This window comes from Bordetella genomosp. 6, from assembly GCF_002119705.1.
Taxonomy (GTDB): domain Bacteria; phylum Pseudomonadota; class Gammaproteobacteria; order Burkholderiales; family Burkholderiaceae_B; genus Bordetella; species Bordetella bronchiseptica_F.
This window is the reverse complement of sequence record NZ_CP021107.1, coordinates 1,479,893-1,495,598: the sequence shown is the minus strand read 5'-3', so window position 1 is coordinate 1,495,598 and position 15,706 is coordinate 1,479,893. Positions and strand designations below refer to the sequence as shown.

Sequence of the window (15,706 nt, the reverse complement as noted above, 5' to 3'; positions counted from 1 at the left end):
CGCCACGCGGGCGGACGCCGCGCCCGGACGCGCGTCAGTTGAAGACGCCGGTCGACAGGTAGCGGTCGCCGCGGTCGCAGACGATGAACACGATGGTGGCGTTCTCGACCCGCTCGGCTACGCGCAACGCCGCCACCAAGGCGCCCGCCGACGAAATGCCGGCGAATATGCCCTCTTCGGCGGCCAGCCGACGCGCCATGGCTTCCGCCTCGGCCTGCGCGATGGACTCGTAGGCATCGACCAGCGAACGGTCGAAGATCTTCGGCATGTAGGCTTCGGGCCATTTGCGGATGCCCGGGATCTGCGAGCCTTCGGCCGGCTGCGCGCCGACCACCTGCACCGCCGCGTTGCGCGACTTCAGGTAGGTGGACACGCCCATGATGGTGCCGGTGGTGCCCATCGCGCTGACGAAATGCGTGACGCGGCCATCCGTCTGGTTCCAGATTTCCGGACCGGTGCCCTCGATGTGGGCGCGCGGGTTGTCCGGGTTGCCGAATTGGTCCAGCACCTTGCCCTTGCCTTCGGCCTGCATGGCCGTGGCCAGGTCGCGGGCGTACTCCATGCCGCCCTTGGCGGCGGGCGTGAGGATCAGCTCGGCGCCATAGGCGGTCATGGCGGCGCGCCGCTCGAGCGACAGGTTGTCGGGCATGATGAGGACCATCCGGTACCCGCGCATGGCCGCCGTCATGGCCAGCGCGATGCCGGTATTGCCGCTGGTGGCCTCGATCAGGGTATCGCCCGGATGGATTTCGCCGCGCTCTTCGGCGCGCAGGATCATGGACAGGGCCGGACGGTCCTTGACCGAGCCGGCGGGGTTGTTGCCCTCCAGCTTGGCCAGGATCACGTTGCCGCGCGCCTGCCCGGCCGCGCCGGGAATGCGCTGCAGGCGCACGAGCGGCGTATTGCCGACGGTTTGCTCGATAGTGGGGTAGGTAGGAGTGCTCATGCCGCCGATAATAACCGCCCCGGATCGGCCGGGGCGGTTTAGCCGCGCTGGCGCCAGGGGCTCCCGCCCCGCCGGCCAGGCTAGCGACCGGGGGCCGCCTTGGCGCGCGCTCCGCCCGCCGGCCTGGCCTCGGGCCGGGCGCCCGCGACCGACGCAGCCGGGCCGGCCGTCAGGCCGGCCGCCTGCAAGGACTGTATTTTCTTGTGGCCGATGCCGCTCACGCGCTCGGACAGGTCGTCGAGCGACAGGTAGCGGCCTCCCCGCTGGCGCTCTTCGATGATGACCCGGGCCGTGCGCGGCCCCAGGCCGCGCACGGTTTCGAGTTGGTCGACGGTGGCGGTGTTGACGTCCAGCGCATGGGCCGGCGCGGCGGCCAGCGCGCAACCGGCCATCACCAGCCAGCGCGCCAGCGGCTCTCGGGCCGGCTTGCGCCCGGCTGGCGCCTGGCCTGCCGGTGCGCGCGCCGCGGCGCCGGGCAGGCGCGCCCGCCATGGCCGGCCGCGGCCCACCAGCGGCCAAGCGGGAGCGCTGGCGCAACGCGCGACGGGATCGTGCAAAAACGGATTCATGCTGTGCTCCTTGGATGCCTGTCGGACGAACCGGTCGATCCGCCCCGCAGCCATCTTGCCCGCCCTGGCGAACGCCGGGGCCGGCGGTGCACGCAAACATCCACCCGGGCAATTACCCGGGGCCAATCCGCTACTTCAGGGCGCGCCAATAGCGCACGTATTCCGATACGCCGGTCTGTACATCGCGCATCGGCGCGCTGAAGCCGGCCGCGCGCAGCCGGCTGACATCGGCCTGCGTGTAGCTCTGGTAGCGCCCCTTCAGATCGTCCGGGAACGGGATATAGCGCAGCAGGCCCTGGCTGACCAGTTCTGCCAGCGGCAGCGCCGCCTCGCCGCGCTCGGCGCGCAGGGTATTGACCACCGCCGCGGCCACGTCGTTGAACGGCTGGGCGCGTCCGGTGCCGCAGTTGAAGACGCCCGACTGGTCGGGGTTGTCGAGGAAATGCAGATTGACCGCCACCACGTCTTCCACCGAAATGAAATCGCGGCTCTGCCCGCCGTCCTCGTAGCCATCCCAGCCGGCGAACAGGCGTACATGGCCTTCGGCCAGGAACTGGTTCATGTTGTGGAAGGCCACCGACGCCATGCGGCCCTTGTGCTGCTCGTGCGGCCCGTACACGTTGAAATAGCGCAACCCCACCACCTGGGCGGTCAGGCTGTCCATGCGCGTGCGCAGCACCTGGTCGAACAGCAGCTTGGAATAGCCGTACACGTTGAGCGGGTGCTCGTTGACGGGGTCTTCCACATACACCGACGAGCCGCCGTAGACGGCGGCCGACGAGGCGTACAGGAACGGCACGCGCTCGGCCTGGCAGTACTCGAACAGCTCCAGCGTGACGCGGTAGTTGTTGTCCAGCATGTAGCGGCCGTTGCGCTCGGTGGTGTCCGAGCAGGCGCCCTGGTGCAGCACGGCACGCAAGGCCGGCAGGTTGCCGCTGCGCACGCGCTCGCGGAACTCGTCCTTGTCGAGATAGTCGGCGATGCTGCAATCGACCAGGTTGCGGAATTTGTCGCCGTCGGTCAGGTCGTCGACGGCGATGATGTCCTGGATGCCGCGCCGGTTCAGGCCGCGCACCAGGTTGCTGCCGATAAAGCCGGCCGCGCCGGTCACCACGATCATGTTGATTCTCCTGCAAGTTCCGCGGCGGTCACCACCGACGTGCCCAGCTTGCCGACCACGATGCCGCCGGCCCGGTTGGCCCAGCGCATCGCGTCGCCCCAGGACAGCCCCACCGCGCGCATGACGGCCAGGGTCGCCAGCACGGTATCGCCGGCGCCCGATACATCATAGACCTCGTGCGCGGCGGCGTCGGCATGGTCGCGCCCGGCGTCGGTAAAGAGGGTCATGCCCTGCTCGGACCGCGTCACGAGCAAGGCCTCCAGGGCCAGGTCGAGGCGCAGCCGCTGGGCGCGCTCGGCCAGTTCGTCCTCGGTTTTCCAGCGCCCGACCGCCTCGCGCATTTCGGCCCGGTTGGGCGTGACCAGCGTGGCGCCGCGATAGCGCTCGTAGTGGTCGCCCTTGGGGTCGACCAGCACCGGCAGGCCATGGCCCACAGCGGCGGCGATGATGGACTCGACCCGGTCCAGCACGCCCTTGGCGTAGTCCGACAGCACCACGATATCGTGCTGCGCCAGTTGGCGCGCCACGGCGGCGCTGACGCCCTCGAGCGCGGCCGGCTCGGGGTGCTGCTCGAAATCCACCCGCAGCAGCTGCTGCTGGCGGCCGAGCACGCGCATCTTCAGCGTGGTCGGGTGTTCGGTGTCGGATACCAGGTCGGTGCGCACGCCCTCTTCGGCGGCCATGCGTTCGATGCGGTGGCCGACCTCGTCGGCGCCCACCACCCCGACCAGCGTCACCTGGGCGCCCAGCGCGGCCACGTTGCGCGCCACGTTGGCGGCGCCGCCCAGGCGGTCTTCGCGCCGCGCCACGCGCACCACGGGCACCGGGGCTTCCGGCGAGATCCGGTCGACTTCGCCGAACCAGTAGCGGTCGAGCATGACATCGCCCACGACCAGCACGCGGGCGCGGGCGATGCGTTCAGCGGGGTATTGATTCATTCGAGTTCTTCCAGGCGGCGCGGCGCGTAGGTTTCCCAGGAATTGCAACCGGGGCACTGCCAGTAAAAGCGGCGCGCCTGGAAGCCACAACTGCGGCACGCATAGCGGTCCAGGCGCTGGGTATGTTTATGGATGAGGCTGCGCAACAGGGTCAGGTCGGCCCCCGTCACGGGTCCGGCGTCGGCGGGCGCGCCGGGCGAGGCCAGTTCGGCCTCGAGCAGGCGGTCCAGGCCCAGCAGGGACGGATGATGGCGCAGCGCCTCGCGCGCGAACGCCCAGGCGGGCGCCGCGCCTTGCTGCACGCGCAGCTCGCGGAACACCACGTTGAAGAGGTCCAGCGAAGCGTGCCGCTGGTACTGCTGCTGCAGCATCGCCAACCCGGCGGCGGCCTGGTCGGCCTGCCGGTAGTTCGTCAGCAGGGCCTCGGCCACCAGCCCGGCGAATTCGGGCGCCTGTGTGAGAATGGATTCGAGATACAGGCGCTCGCGCTTGGGATCGCTCTCGAGGGCGGCAAGGCGCGCGCGCAGCATGGCGGTGCGCACCAGCGAAGCCTTGGCCGGCACGTTGCCGCGCTCGACCATGCCGGCGGCGTGGTCGGCCGCGTCCAGCGCGGCATGGGCGGCGTCGAAATCCACCGGCTTGGCGGCCAGCGCGGCCTGCGCCTGCTCGCAGTAATAGTGCACGATCTGCGGCACGGGTTCGTCGACCAGCCCGTGCAAGGTCTTGACCGCCTCGATGGCGCGCGGCCAGTCGTGCTCGGATTCGTAGATGCGGATCAACGAACGCAGCGCGGGCAGCGCGTAGCGGGTGTCCTTGAGCTGCTCGAACGCCCCTTCGGCGCGATCCAGCATGCCGGCCTTCAGGAAATCCTGCGCCAGCTCGTGCTGCGCATGTTCGCGCTCGGCCACCGGCAGGTCGGAGCGGCTCAGCAGACTCTGGTGCACGCGGATGGCGCGCTCCATTTCGCCGCGCCGGCGAAACAGGCTGCCCAGGGCGAAGTGCAGCTCGGTGGTTTCGGGATCCAGCTTGGCGACCTCGACGAACGCGTCGATCGCCCGGTCGGGCTGCTCGTTGAGCAGGAAGTTCAGGCCGCGGAAGTAGGAATCGGGCAGCGTGCGCGTCTCGCGCAGCATCTGCCGGAAGTCAAAGCGCGCCGCCAGCCATCCCAGCGCAAACAGCACCGGCACGAATATCAGCCACCAGGGTTCAAAATCCACAGCGCGGGCTCTCGGTAGGAAGAAGGGACACGGCGCCCCGGGTTACAGCGGCGACATCGGCGCGACGGCTTCCGGCGTGACGACCGGCGGCGTGCCGCTGGCGGCCGCCTGCAGGCGCTCGACTTCGCGGCGCAGGCGCAGGGCCTCGCGGCGGCGGCGCATGGCGGCCGGCACGGTCAGCAGCAGCCCGAACAGGGCCCCGACGACGAACACAACCAGCATGACGACGATCAGCGGCACGTCGTGCACCACGTAATCGGCGTAGAAAGTCACGGCGACGGGATTGGTGTTCTTGAGCGCGAACATCAGAACCGCCACAAACACGAGCAATCGCAGGGCCCAGACCAGGTAGCGCATGACGCATGCTCCAAAGAATTCAAGACGAGTAATTGTAAGCGGAAGCGGCGCGCCGCCGGCCCGAAAAAACAAAGCCCCTTGAACAAGCAAGGGGCTTTGCCGGTACAACACCAACCACGCGGGACGCCCTGCGCGGCGCATCAGTGCATGGCATGCATATCCATGACCGATTGCAGCGGGTCGGACGACCCGTTGGACGAGTCGTCGCCCTGATCGTTGCCAACCAGATCGACCCGCTCGCGCAGCTCCTTGCCGGCCTTGAAGTGCGGCACCTGCTTGCCAGGCACCAGCACTTGTTCGCCCGACTTCGGATTGCGCCCGATACGGGGGGAGCGCTGCGACAGCGAGAAGCTGCCAAACCCGCGGATTTCGATGCGCTGACCCGAGGCCAGGGCCTGGGTCATTGCATCGAGCATGGTCTTGACAGCGTAATCGGTGTCGCGGGCGGCCAGCTGAGGATAGCGGGCCGCCAACGCGGCGATCAGCTCCGACTTGGTCACGTCAACCGTCGTTGCGCTGTTGGTCCAGCTTGGCCTTGAGCAGCGCGCCCAGGTTCGTCGTACCCGACGAAGCGCTCGCCTCGGACATGCGCTGGATGGTTTCGGCCGTCTCGGCGTTATCGCGGGCCTTGATCGACAGCTGGATCGAACGCGCCTTGCGGTCGATGTTGACGATCATGGCTTCGATGTTCTCGCCAGCCTTCAGCACGGTGGTGGCGTCCTCGACGCGGCCCGAGGAGATCTCGGAAGCGCGCAGGTAGCCTTCCACGTCCACCGACAGGGTGATCACGGCGCCCTTGGGCTCGACCGACTTGATGGTGCCCGGAACAACGGCGCCCTTGTCGTGCGTGGCAACGAAGTTGTTGAACGGGTCGCCTTCGAGCTGCTTGATACCCAGCGAGATGCGCTCTTTCTCGGTATCGATGCCCAGCACCACGGCTTCCAGCTCGTCGCCCTTCTTGAAGTTGCGCACGGCTTCCTCGCCCGATTCCGTCCACGACAGGTCGGACAGATGGACCAGGCCGTCGATGCCGCCAGGCAGGCCGACGAACACGCCGAAGTCGGTGATCGACTTGATGGCGCCGCGGACCTTGTCACCACGCTTGAAGTTGGTGGCGAACTCTTCCCACGGGTTCTGGCGGCACTGCTTCATGCCCAGCGAAATGCGGCGACGGTCTTCGTCGATTTCCAGGACCATGACTTCGACTTCTTCGCCCAGGGTCACGACCTTGCGCGGATCGACGTTCTTGTTGGTCCAGTCCATTTCGGACACGTGCACCAGGCCTTCGATGCCGGCCTCGACTTCGACGAACGCGCCGTAGTCGGTCAGGTTGGTGACCTTGCCGAACAGGCGGGTGCCCTGCGGGTAGCGGCGAGCCAGGCCCACCCACGGATCTTCGCCCAGCTGCTTGACGCCCAGGGAGACGCGGCTCTTTTCCTGGTCGAACTTGAGCACCTTGGCTTCGACTTCCTGACCCACTTGCAGGACTTCGGACGGGTGACGCACACGGCGCCAGGCCATGTCGGTGATGTGCAGCAGGCCATCGATGCCGCCCAGGTCGACGAACGCGCCGTAGTCGGTGATGTTCTTGACCACGCCCTTGACCACCGCGCCTTCGTGCAGCGTCTCGAGCAGCTTCTGGCGCTCTTCGCCCATGCTGGCTTCCAGCACCTGGCGGCGCGACAGCACGACGTTGTTGCGCTTGCGGTCCAGCTTGATGACCTTGAATTCGAGGGTCTTGCCTTCGTACGGCGTGGTGTCCTTGACCGGGCGCAGGTCGACCAGCGAGCCGGGCAGGAACGCGCGGATGCCGTTGGTCATGACGGTCAGGCCGCCCTTGACCTTGCCGGTGATCGTGCCGGTGACCAGCTCGCCGTTCTCGAGGGCCTGCTCCAGTTGCAGCCAGGCCGACAGACGCTTGGCGCGGTCGCGCGACAGGATGGTGTCGCCGTAGCCGTTCTCCAGCGAATCGATCGCCACCGAGACGAAGTCGCCGGGTTGAACTTCGAGTTCGCCCTGGTCATTGAGGAACTCTTCCAGGGGAATCAGCGCTTCGGACTTCAGGCCGGCGTTGACGACCACGAAGTTGTGGTCGACGCGCACGACTTCTGCGCTGATGACCTCGCCGGACTTCATGTCCTGGCTCTTGAGGCTTTCTGCGAACAGGTCGGCGAAGTTTTCGCCGCCAACGATGGCGGAGGTGGAAACGGAAGACATTAGGTTGGAATCCATTTGGCCGGGATTGGCCAGTCAAAACACACCGCAACGGATTGCCCGCAGCAGTGGAGTGGTAAAACCTGCCGGCTTCGCCGGCCCTTGCGGGGTGTCCCGTGGGGGCTGGAGATTGGCCGTCAGGGCCTCAAACGGTACTGAGGTACTGCCAAACTACACGCGCCGTGGCTAGGCGCGCCAGAAATCCAGCACGGCCTGTACGGTCTGTTCGATGGTCAGGCCGGAAGAATCCAGCACATGCGCATCGGCAGCCGGGGCAAGCGGCGCCACCGCACGCTGCGTGTCGCGCGCATCGCGCTCGCGCATATCGCGTAGCAGGTCATCTAGATTAGCAGAAATTCCCTTTTCGATCAACTGCTTACAACGCCTTTGCGCGCGCGCCTCGACATCGGCCACCAGAAATATCTTAAGGGACGCATCAGGAAACACAACCGTCCCCATGTCGCGGCCGTCGGCGACCAGGCCGGGCGGCCGCCGGAAAGCCCGCTGGCGCTCCAGCAGGGCCTGACGCACCCCGGGATAGGCCGCGATGCGAGAGGCGTAGTTTCCGACCTCTTCCTGGCGGATTTCGTGCCCGGCGTCCCGCCCTTCCAGATAGACATGCGGCCCGTCGAACCGTACGTCCAGCGCCTGGGCCACGGCGGCCACCGCCGGCTCGTCGGTGGCGGGCAGGCCGCGCCGCAACGCGGCCAGGGCGGTCAGCCGGTACAGGGCGCCGCTGTCGAGCACGTCCCAGCCCAGTTGCTTGGCCACCCGGTGCGCGATGGTGCCCTTGCCGGAGGCCGTCGGGCCGTCGATGGTGATGACCGGCGCGGCGCCGGAGGATGCGGAGATAGCCATGGGCAGGCGCCGTTCAGTCCCGCGCGGCCAGCAGGCCCGCGTACACGTCGAAATAATCGGGGAAAGTCTTGCTGACGCAGCCCGGATCCAGGATGCGCACCGCCGCCGGGCCGAACGCGGCCAGCGAGAAGCACATGGCCATGCGGTGGTCGTCCCAGGTGCCGATATGGGCATCGCGCCAGCCGCCGGGCGCCGGCGGCGCCACTTCCAGCCAGTCCGCCCCGCTTTGCACGTTCGCCCCCAGCTTCTCCAGCTCGGTATGCATGGCGTGGATGCGGTCGGTCTCCTTGACGCGCCAGCTGCCGATATTGCGCAGGCGGCATGGGCCGTCGGCGTACAGTGCCAGCGTCGCGGCCGTCATGGCGGCGTCGGGAATCAGGTTGAAGTCGGCGTCGAACGCCTTCAGGCGCCCGCCTTCGGCCACCCGCACGCCGCGCGTCTCGATCCAGCCCGGGCCATGGCGCACGTCGGCGCCCATCGTCGCCAGCGTCGCGGCGAACGCCACATCGCCCTGGATGCTGTCCTCGCCCACGCCGGTGACGCGCACCGGCCCGCCGCCGATGGCGCCCAGAGCCAGGAAGTACGACGCCGTGGACGCATCGCCCTCGATCGCCATGCGGCCCGGCCCGCGGTAGGCGGCATCGCGCGCGATCGTGAAGGCGCGCCAGCCGTCGCGCTGCACCGACACGCCGAAGCGCGCCATCAGATTGAGCGTGATCTCGATATAGGGCTTGGAAATCAGCTCGCCCACCACCTCGATGGTGATGTCCCGGCCGCTGCGCCGCGCCAGCACGGGGGCGGCCATCAGCAAGGCGGTCAGGAACTGGCTGGACACCGACCCCTCCACGCGCACCGGCCCGTCGACGCGAATGCTGCCGCCGCCGATGCGCAGCGGCGGATAGCCCGCCTGCCCCAGGTATTCGATCTCGGCGCCGAACTGGCGCAGGGCGTCGACCAGGTCGCCGATGGGCCGCTCGTGCATGCGCGGCACGCCGGACAGGCGGTAATCGCCGCCCATCAAGGCCAGCGCAGCGGTCAGCGGCCGGAACGCGGTGCCGGCGTTGCCCAGGAACAGCTCGGCCCGTTCGGTCGGGAAGCGCGCCACGCCCTCGATGGTCACGCAGCCGTCGGCCACCTCGCCCACCGACACGCCCAGCAGGCGCAGCGCGGCCAGCATGACGCGGGTGTCATCGGAATCGAGCAGGCCCGTGATTTCGGTGCTGCCTTCGGCCAGGGCGGCCAGCAGCAAAACCCGGTTGGAGATGCTCTTGGAGCCCGGCAGGGCCACCTCGCCGCGCGCCAGGCGCGCCGCGGGCAGGTCGAGATATGCCAATCCGCTCATTTGGAATCCTTGCGCCAATTGCGCCGCGCATGCGCCGCGCGCTCCAGCAAGGCCTGCAGGCCCGCGCCGTCGCCGGCGCCCAATGCCTGCTCGGCCTCGTCGAGCACCCGTCGCAGGGCCGCCAGCTCGGACTGCATGGCGGCCTGGTTGGACAAAAAGATATCGCGCCACATTTCCGGCGAACCGGCCGCGATGCGCGTGAAATCCCGAAAACCGCTGCCGGCCAGGTCCATGCGCGCCTGGGCGTCGTCGGAGCCGGCCACCTGGGCCATGTAGACGGCGGCCAGGAAATGCGGCATGTGGCTGACCGAAGCCAGCAGCCGGTCGTGCGCCGCGTCGTCCATCTCGACCACGTGCGCGCCGCAGGCGTGCCAGCAGGCGCGCACGCGCGCCACCGACGCGGCGGCGTTCTCCGGCAAGGGCGTAAGCACCACCGCGCGCCGTACGTACAGGCCCGCGTCGGCCGCCTCGGGCCCGGTACGCTCGCCCCCGGCTATCGGATGCCCGGGCACGAAGCAGGCGACCTGCTCGCCCAGCGCCTGGCGCGCCGCCATGACGACCTGCGACTTGGTGCTGCCGGCGTCGGTCAGCAGACAGCCCGGCCGCAGATGGCCGCGCATGCGCGCCAGCATCGCGCCCAGCCCGCCCACCGGGGTGGACAGCAGCACCAGGTCGGCGCGCGCCGCCGCTTCCTCGGGCGAGACGGCCTCGTCGATCAGGCCCAGCTCGCGCGCGCGCGCCAGCGAGGCCGGGTTGCGGCCCACGCCGAGAATGGTGCCGACCTGACCGGCGTGGCGCAACGCGGCGGCGAACGAGCCACCGATCAAGCCTACGCCGACCACGGCCAGCACGGGGACCAGGGGCCCCTGCCCGTTTGCCGAATTGTTCGCGCTCATACCTGCAGAAAAACGATACGGCGGCGCCGGACGGACATACGCTCCGTCACGGCGGCTGCCTGCTGTACGTCAACCACGCCGTGGCCCTATTGCGCCGGATACGAACCCAGCACCTTGAAGAAGGCCACCTGCGCCTGCAATGCCGCCAGTGCGCGGGCCACATTCGCGTCATCGCGATGGCCCAGCACGTCGACGTAGAAATAGTATTCCCACTGGCCCGTGCGCGCCGGGCGCGACTCGAAGCGCGTCATGGAAACGCCGTTGGCCGCCATCGGCGCCAGCATGTCGTAGACGGCGCCGGCGCGGTTGGGCACGGCCAGGATCAGGCTGGTCTTGTCCTTGCCGCTGCTCAATGGCTCGATATGGCCGACGGCCAGGAAACGCGTACGGTTCTGCGGATCGTCCTGAATCCCGGCGGCCACCACGCGCAGGTTCCAGGCCGGCGCGGCGACTTCGCCGGCGATGGCCGCGACCGTCGGATCCTCGGCGGCCACGCGGGCCGCCTCGGAATTGCTGGCCGCCGCCACGCGATTGAGGTCCGGGTAATGGCGCGTCAGCCAGCCCTGGCACTGCGCCAGCGCCTGGGGATGCGCCGAGATCGTCTTGATGCCGTCCATCGTGCCGGACTGGCTCATCAGGCAGTGGCGGATCACCAGCGAGCGCTCGCCCAGGATGGTCAGAGGCGTGTTCAGCAGCAGGTCCAGGCTGCGGTTGACCGCGCCCTCGGTGGAGTTTTCCACCGGCACCATGCCCACGTCGGCCTGTCCGGCCTCGACGGCGCGGAACACCTCGTCGAACGAGGGGCACGGCAGCTGCTGCACCGAATGGCCGAAATGCTCGAGCGCGGCCTGTTCGGAGAACGAGCCCTGCGGCCCGAGATAGGCCACCGTCATGCCGCGCTCCAGGCCGCGGCACGCCGACATGATCTCGGTCCAGACGGCGGCCACGGCGGCCTTGGGGAACGGCCCCGGGTTGTTCTGCTGCAACCGGCGGATCACCTCGGCTTCGCGCTCGGGGCGCAGCACCGGGCCATCCGCGTGCGCGGCATGCTTGACCGAACCCACCTCCTGCGCGGCGCGCGCGCGCTGCGACAAGAGCTCGAGGATCTGGGCGTCGATGGCGTCGATGCGGTCGCGCAGCGGCCGCAGCTTGTCCTGCAGGGAATCATCCATGGCGGCGCTCGAACTCCTTGAGGTAATCGATCAGGGCCTGCACGCCGGCCAGCGGCATGGCGTTGTAAATCGAGGCCCGCATGCCGCCGACGCTCTTGTGGCCCTTGAGCTGCATCAGGCCGGCTGCTTCCGCGCCTTGCAGGAAGGCGTCGTTGAGCGATTCATCGCGCAATACGAACGGCACGTTCATGCGCGAACGCACCGAGGCCTGGATCGGGTTGCGATAGAACGAGGAGCCGTCCAGGTAGCCATACAGCAGTTCGGCCTTGGCGCGGTTGGCTTCTTCCATGCCGCGCACGCCCCCGTGCGCCTTGATCCACTTGAACACCAGGCCCATCACGTAGATGGCGAAGGTGGGCGGCGTGTTGTAGCGCGAGTGATCGGCCGCCACGTTGGCATAGTCGAACGCCGACGGGCAGATCGGCAGCGCATGGCCCAGCAGGTCGCGGCGCGCGATGACCACGGTGACGCCGGCCGGACCGGCGTTCTTCTGGGCGCCGGCGAACACCAGCCCCGCGCGCGCGATGTCCAGCGGACGCGACAGGAAATGCGAGGACGCATCGACCACCAGCGGCACGTCGGGCGCGCCCAGGCTGGCCGGATCGGGCCATTCGGTGAACTCGACGCCACCGATGGTTTCGTTGCTGCACAGGTGCAGATAGGCCGCATCCTTGCGCACGCGCCAGGTATCCACCGGCGGCAGCCAGGTCCAGGGAGCCTGGGCCCGGCCATCGATCTCGGTGGCCTCGGCGGCGCTGGCCGCGATCTGCGCGTCGCCGTAGCGGCCCGCCTCCTTGTGCGAACGGGTCGACCAGTGGCCGGTCACCACGAAATCGGCCGCCGGCGTGCTGCGCCGGCCCATCAGGTTCATGGGCACGATGGCGTTTTCGCCCAGCCCGCCGCCCTGCATGAACATCACGGCGTAGTCGGCCGGCAGTCCCAGCAGGTCGCGCAGGTCGGCCTCGGCCTCATCGCAGATCTGCACGAAGTGCTTGCCGCGGTGGCTCATTTCCATCACGGACATACCGCTGCCGTGCCAGTCCAGCATTTCGGCGGCGGCTTGCTGCAGCACCGCCTCGGGCAAGGCCGAAGGGCCTGCCGAGAAATTCCAGGGGCGAGCCATCATTACTCCGTAGGTTCAGTCGGTTCAGAATCCTTGCCCTGGGCGCCGGCATCGTCGCCGCCGTGGCCGTCGCCCCCTTCGCCGGGGTCTTCGCCGCCATCCTCGTCATCGGCGTCGGCGTCGCTTTCGACCACGCGCCGCACGCCCGACAGGCTGCTGCCGTCATCGACGTTGATCAGCGTGACGCCCTGCGTGGCGCGGCCCATCTCGCGGATCTCGGCCACGCGGGTGCGCACCAGCACGCCGCCGGTGGTGATCAGCATGATCTCGTCGGACGGCATCACCAGCACGGCGCCGACCACGCGGCCGTTGCGCGAACTGGTCTGGATGGCGATCATGCCCTTGGTGCCGCGGCCATGGCGGGTGTACTCGGTGATCGGGGTGCGCTTGCCGTAGCCGTTCTCGGTGGCGGTCAGCACGCTCTGGGTCTCGTCGCCGGCCACCAGCAGCGCGATGACGGTCTGGCCCTCCTCGAGCATCATGCCCCGCACGCCGCGCGCATTGCGGCCCATCGGACGCACGTCGTTCTCGTCGAAGCGCACCGCCTTGCCGGCGTCGGAGAACAGCATCACGTCGTGCTTGCCATCGGTCAGGTCGGCGCCGATCAGGTAATCGCCGTCGTCCAGGTCGACGGCGATGATGCCGGCCTTGCGCGGGTTCGAGAAATCGGACAGCGGGGTCTTCTTGACCGTGCCGCGCGAAGTCGCCATGAAGACGTAGTGGTCTTCGCTGAATTCCTTGACCGGCAGCACCACGGTCACCTTCTCGCCGTCGGCCAGCGGGAACATGTTGACGATGGGCTTGCCGCGCGAGTTGCGCGTGCCCTGCGGCACCTCCCACACCTTCAGCCAGTACACCCGCCCCCGGTCGGAGAAGCACAGCAGGTAGTCGTGCGTATTGGCGATGAACAGCTGGTCGACCCAGTCGTTCTCCTTCATGGCGGTGGCCTGCTTGCCGCGTCCGCCGCGCTTTTGCGAACGGTACTCGGACAGCGGCTGGCTCTTGATGTATCCGCCATGCGACAGGGTCACCACCATGTCCATCGGCGTGATCAGGTCTTCGGTATCCAGCTCGGTGGCGTTGACCTCGATTTCGGCGCGGCGCGTATCCTTGGTCGAGGTCGAGAACTCGGCCTTGATGGCCTGCAGCTCTTCGCCGATGATCGTGGTGATGCGCTCGGGACGGGCCAGGATGTCGAGCAGGTCGGCGATGGTGGCCATCACGTCCTTGTACTCGCCGATGATCTTGTCCTGCTCCAGGCCGGTCAGGCGTTGCAGGCGCATGTTCAGGATTTCCTGCGCCTGGGTCTCGCTCAGCCGGTAGTTGCCATCGCCTTGCAGGCCGTACTCGGGCGCCAGGTCGTCGGGGCGGAACGCCGCGACGCCGCCGGCGGCGTCGCCGTCTACGCGGGCCAGCATTTCACGCACCAGCGACGAATCCCAGGAACGCGCCATCAATTCCTGGCGCGCCACCGGCGGGGTGGGCGCCGCCTTGATGATGGCGATGAAATCGTCGATGTTGGCCAGCGCCACCGCCAGGCCTTCCAGCACGTGGCCGCGTTCGCGCGCCTTGCGCAGCTGGAACACGGTGCGGCGCGTCACCACTTCGCGGCGGTGCTGCAGGAAGTACTCGATCAGCTGCTTGAGGTTCAGCAGGCGCGGCTGGCCGTCGACCAGCGCCACCAGGTTCATGCCGAAGGTGTCCTGCAGCTGGGTATTCTTGTACAGGTTGTTCAGCACCACCTCGGGCACTTCGCCACGCTTGAGCTCGATGACCAGGCGCATCCCGTCCTTGTCCGACTCGTCGCGGATGTCCGAAATGCCCTCGATCTTCTTGTCGTTGACCAGCTCGGCGATGCGCTCCTGCAGCGTCTTCTTGTTGACCTGGTAGGGAATCGCGTCGACCACGATGGCCTGGCGGTTGCCCTTTTCCATGTCCTCGAAGTGGGTCTTGGCGCGCATGATGACGCGCCCGCGCCCGGTGCGGTAGCCCTCGCGAACGCCCGTGATGCCGTAGATCACCCCGCCCGTGGGGAAGTCCGGCGCCGGGATCAGTTCGATCAGCTCGTCGATCGAGCACTCCGGGTTGCGCAGGCAATACAGGCAGCCGTCGACCACTTCCTGCAGGTTGTGCGGCGGAATGTTGGTGGCCATGCCCACGGCGATACCCGAGCTGCCGTTGACCAGCAGGTTGGGCAGGCGCGAAGGCAGCAGCAGGGGCTCCTGCTCGCTGCCGTCGTAGTTGGGCCCGAAGTCGACCGTTTCCTGGTCGATATCGGCCAGCAGCTCATGCGCGATCTTGGCCAGGCGGATTTCGGTGTAACGCATCGCCGCGGCGTTGTCGCCGTCGATGGAGCCGAAGTTGCCCTGGCCGTCGACCAGCATGTAGCGCATGGAGAAATCCTGCGCCATCCGGACGATGGTGTCGTATACCGACTGGTCACCGTGCGGGTGGTACTTACCGATGACGTCCCCGACGATACGCGCGGACTTCTTATAGGCACGGTTCCAATCGTTGTTCAGTTCGTGCATCGCGTACAGCACGCGGCGATGCACTGGCTTGAGACCGTCACGCACGTCTGGCAGCGCGCGCCCCACGATCACGCTCATCGCGTAATCAAGATAGCTACGGCGCATCTCTTCTTCCAGCGATACCGGAAGCGTCTCCTTGGCGAAGGAATCCATATATATAGGCGACAGAATCGTATGTAAGGATGAACCCGAGCCGGGTAAACAGGAAATTCTATCATTCGATCCTTTTTGCCTCCTTGGGGGCGGCCCCGGCGGGCATCCTTCCGCGCTTTGCCGCCTTGTTGCCAAAAACCAACATGATCAAGGCGACGAGCCCTGAAATGCTCAATATCCACGGTCAATGCAACGGTCTAGGGCAGCCAAAGCCACCCAAATGCCTTAAGATTGTTTCCAGCACGCAGGAGACCCAGTAGCGATCCTTTG

The 15,706-nt window shown here is 67.8% G+C and carries 14 protein-coding genes; all 14 read right to left on the bottom strand.

What is annotated here, in order from left to right; all coding sequences use genetic code 11:
• Positions 1 to 34: 34 nt before the first annotated feature.
• Complete coding sequence (cysM, locus tag CAL11_RS07070) at positions 35 to 946, bottom strand: cysteine synthase CysM (protein WP_033467722.1); 912 nt, start codon at positions 944 to 946, stop codon at positions 35 to 37.
• Positions 947 to 1,026: 80 nt separating this feature from the next.
• Positions 1,027 to 1,611 (bottom strand): ComEA family DNA-binding protein, encoded by a 585-nt coding sequence (locus CAL11_RS07065; protein ID WP_086092518.1) that lies wholly within the window; start codon positions 1,609 to 1,611, stop codon positions 1,027 to 1,029.
• Positions 1,612 to 1,645: 34 nt separating this feature from the next.
• Positions 1,646 to 2,635, bottom strand: a complete 990-nt coding sequence (rfaD, locus tag CAL11_RS07060) for an ADP-glyceromanno-heptose 6-epimerase (RefSeq protein WP_086092517.1) — start codon at positions 2,633 to 2,635, stop codon at positions 1,646 to 1,648.
• On the bottom strand, positions 2,632 to 3,573 hold the full coding sequence (gene rfaE1, locus CAL11_RS07055) for a D-glycero-beta-D-manno-heptose-7-phosphate kinase (RefSeq protein WP_050458070.1): 942 nt from the start codon (positions 3,571 to 3,573) through the stop codon (positions 2,632 to 2,634). The genes rfaD and rfaE1 overlap by 4 nt, the downstream gene beginning before the upstream one ends.
• Positions 3,570 to 4,790 (bottom strand): lipopolysaccharide assembly protein LapB, encoded by a 1,221-nt coding sequence (gene lapB, locus CAL11_RS07050; protein ID WP_086092516.1) that lies wholly within the window; start codon positions 4,788 to 4,790, stop codon positions 3,570 to 3,572. Before lapB ends, rfaE1 begins: the two co-directional genes overlap by 4 nt.
• A 42-nt stretch (positions 4,791 to 4,832) precedes the next feature.
• Entirely contained in the window at positions 4,833 to 5,147 is a 315-nt protein-coding gene (locus tag CAL11_RS07045; RefSeq protein WP_003813353.1) for a lipopolysaccharide assembly protein LapA domain-containing protein, read from the bottom strand.
• Positions 5,148 to 5,287: 140 nt separating this feature from the next.
• The gene (locus tag CAL11_RS07040; RefSeq protein WP_010928906.1) at positions 5,288 to 5,647 is read right to left on the bottom strand and encodes an integration host factor subunit beta; all 360 of its coding nucleotides are present in this window, start codon (positions 5,645 to 5,647) and stop codon (positions 5,288 to 5,290) included.
• A 1-nt stretch (position 5,648) separates the two neighbouring features.
• Positions 5,649 to 7,364, bottom strand: a complete 1,716-nt coding sequence (rpsA, locus tag CAL11_RS07035; RefSeq protein WP_033462332.1) for a 30S ribosomal protein S1 — start codon at positions 7,362 to 7,364, stop codon at positions 5,649 to 5,651.
• Positions 7,365 to 7,547: 183 nt separating this feature from the next.
• Positions 7,548 to 8,219 (bottom strand): (d)CMP kinase, encoded by a 672-nt coding sequence (cmk, locus tag CAL11_RS07030; RefSeq protein WP_033462333.1) that lies wholly within the window; start codon positions 8,217 to 8,219, stop codon positions 7,548 to 7,550.
• Between the two features lie 13 nt (positions 8,220 to 8,232).
• Positions 8,233 to 9,561 (bottom strand): 3-phosphoshikimate 1-carboxyvinyltransferase, encoded by a 1,329-nt coding sequence (aroA, locus tag CAL11_RS07025; protein ID WP_086092515.1) that lies wholly within the window; start codon positions 9,559 to 9,561, stop codon positions 8,233 to 8,235.
• Complete coding sequence (locus CAL11_RS07020) at positions 9,558 to 10,457, bottom strand: prephenate dehydrogenase (protein ID WP_033462335.1); 900 nt, start codon at positions 10,455 to 10,457, stop codon at positions 9,558 to 9,560. The genes aroA and CAL11_RS07020 overlap by 4 nt, the downstream gene beginning before the upstream one ends.
• 86 nt (positions 10,458 to 10,543) lie before the next feature.
• On the bottom strand, positions 10,544 to 11,629 hold the full coding sequence (gene pheA, locus CAL11_RS07015) for a prephenate dehydratase (RefSeq protein WP_086092514.1): 1,086 nt from the start codon (positions 11,627 to 11,629) through the stop codon (positions 10,544 to 10,546).
• Positions 11,622 to 12,755, bottom strand: a complete 1,134-nt coding sequence (serC, locus tag CAL11_RS07010; protein WP_086092513.1) for a 3-phosphoserine/phosphohydroxythreonine transaminase — start codon at positions 12,753 to 12,755, stop codon at positions 11,622 to 11,624. Before serC ends, pheA begins: the two co-directional genes overlap by 8 nt.
• Entirely contained in the window at positions 12,755 to 15,436 is a 2,682-nt protein-coding gene (gene gyrA, locus CAL11_RS07005; RefSeq protein ID WP_068926770.1) for a DNA gyrase subunit A, read from the bottom strand. Before gyrA ends, serC begins: the two co-directional genes overlap by 1 nt.
• Positions 15,437 to 15,706: the final 270 nt, after the last annotated feature.

What these genes read in the sequence shown, in the direction of transcription:
- cmk (WP_033462333.1), bottom strand. Translation starts at nt 8,219, where the DNA reads ATGGCTATCTCCGCATCCTCCGGCGCCGCGCCGGTCATCACCATCGAC.
- cysM (WP_033467722.1), bottom strand. Translation starts at nt 946, where the DNA reads ATGAGCACTCCTACCTACCCCACTATCGAGCAAACCGTCGGCAATACG.
- CAL11_RS07020 (WP_033462335.1), bottom strand. Translation starts at nt 10,457, where the DNA reads ATGAGCGCGAACAATTCGGCAAACGGGCAGGGGCCCCTGGTCCCCGTG.
- serC (WP_086092513.1), bottom strand. Translation starts at nt 12,755, where the DNA reads ATGATGGCTCGCCCCTGGAATTTCTCGGCAGGCCCTTCGGCCTTGCCC.
- gyrA (WP_068926770.1), bottom strand. Translation starts at nt 15,436, where the DNA reads ATGGATTCCTTCGCCAAGGAGACGCTTCCGGTATCGCTGGAAGAAGAG.
- rfaE1 (WP_050458070.1), bottom strand. Translation starts at nt 3,573, where the DNA reads ATGAATCAATACCCCGCTGAACGCATCGCCCGCGCCCGCGTGCTGGTC.
- pheA (WP_086092514.1), bottom strand. Translation starts at nt 11,629, where the DNA reads ATGGATGATTCCCTGCAGGACAAGCTGCGGCCGCTGCGCGACCGCATC.
- aroA (WP_086092515.1), bottom strand. Translation starts at nt 9,561, where the DNA reads ATGAGCGGATTGGCATATCTCGACCTGCCCGCGGCGCGCCTGGCGCGC.
- rpsA (WP_033462332.1), bottom strand. Translation starts at nt 7,364, where the DNA reads ATGTCTTCCGTTTCCACCTCCGCCATCGTTGGCGGCGAAAACTTCGCC.
- CAL11_RS07045 (WP_003813353.1), bottom strand. Translation starts at nt 5,147, where the DNA reads ATGCGCTACCTGGTCTGGGCCCTGCGATTGCTCGTGTTTGTGGCGGTT.
- rfaD (WP_086092517.1), bottom strand. Translation starts at nt 2,635, where the DNA reads ATGATCGTGGTGACCGGCGCGGCCGGCTTTATCGGCAGCAACCTGGTG.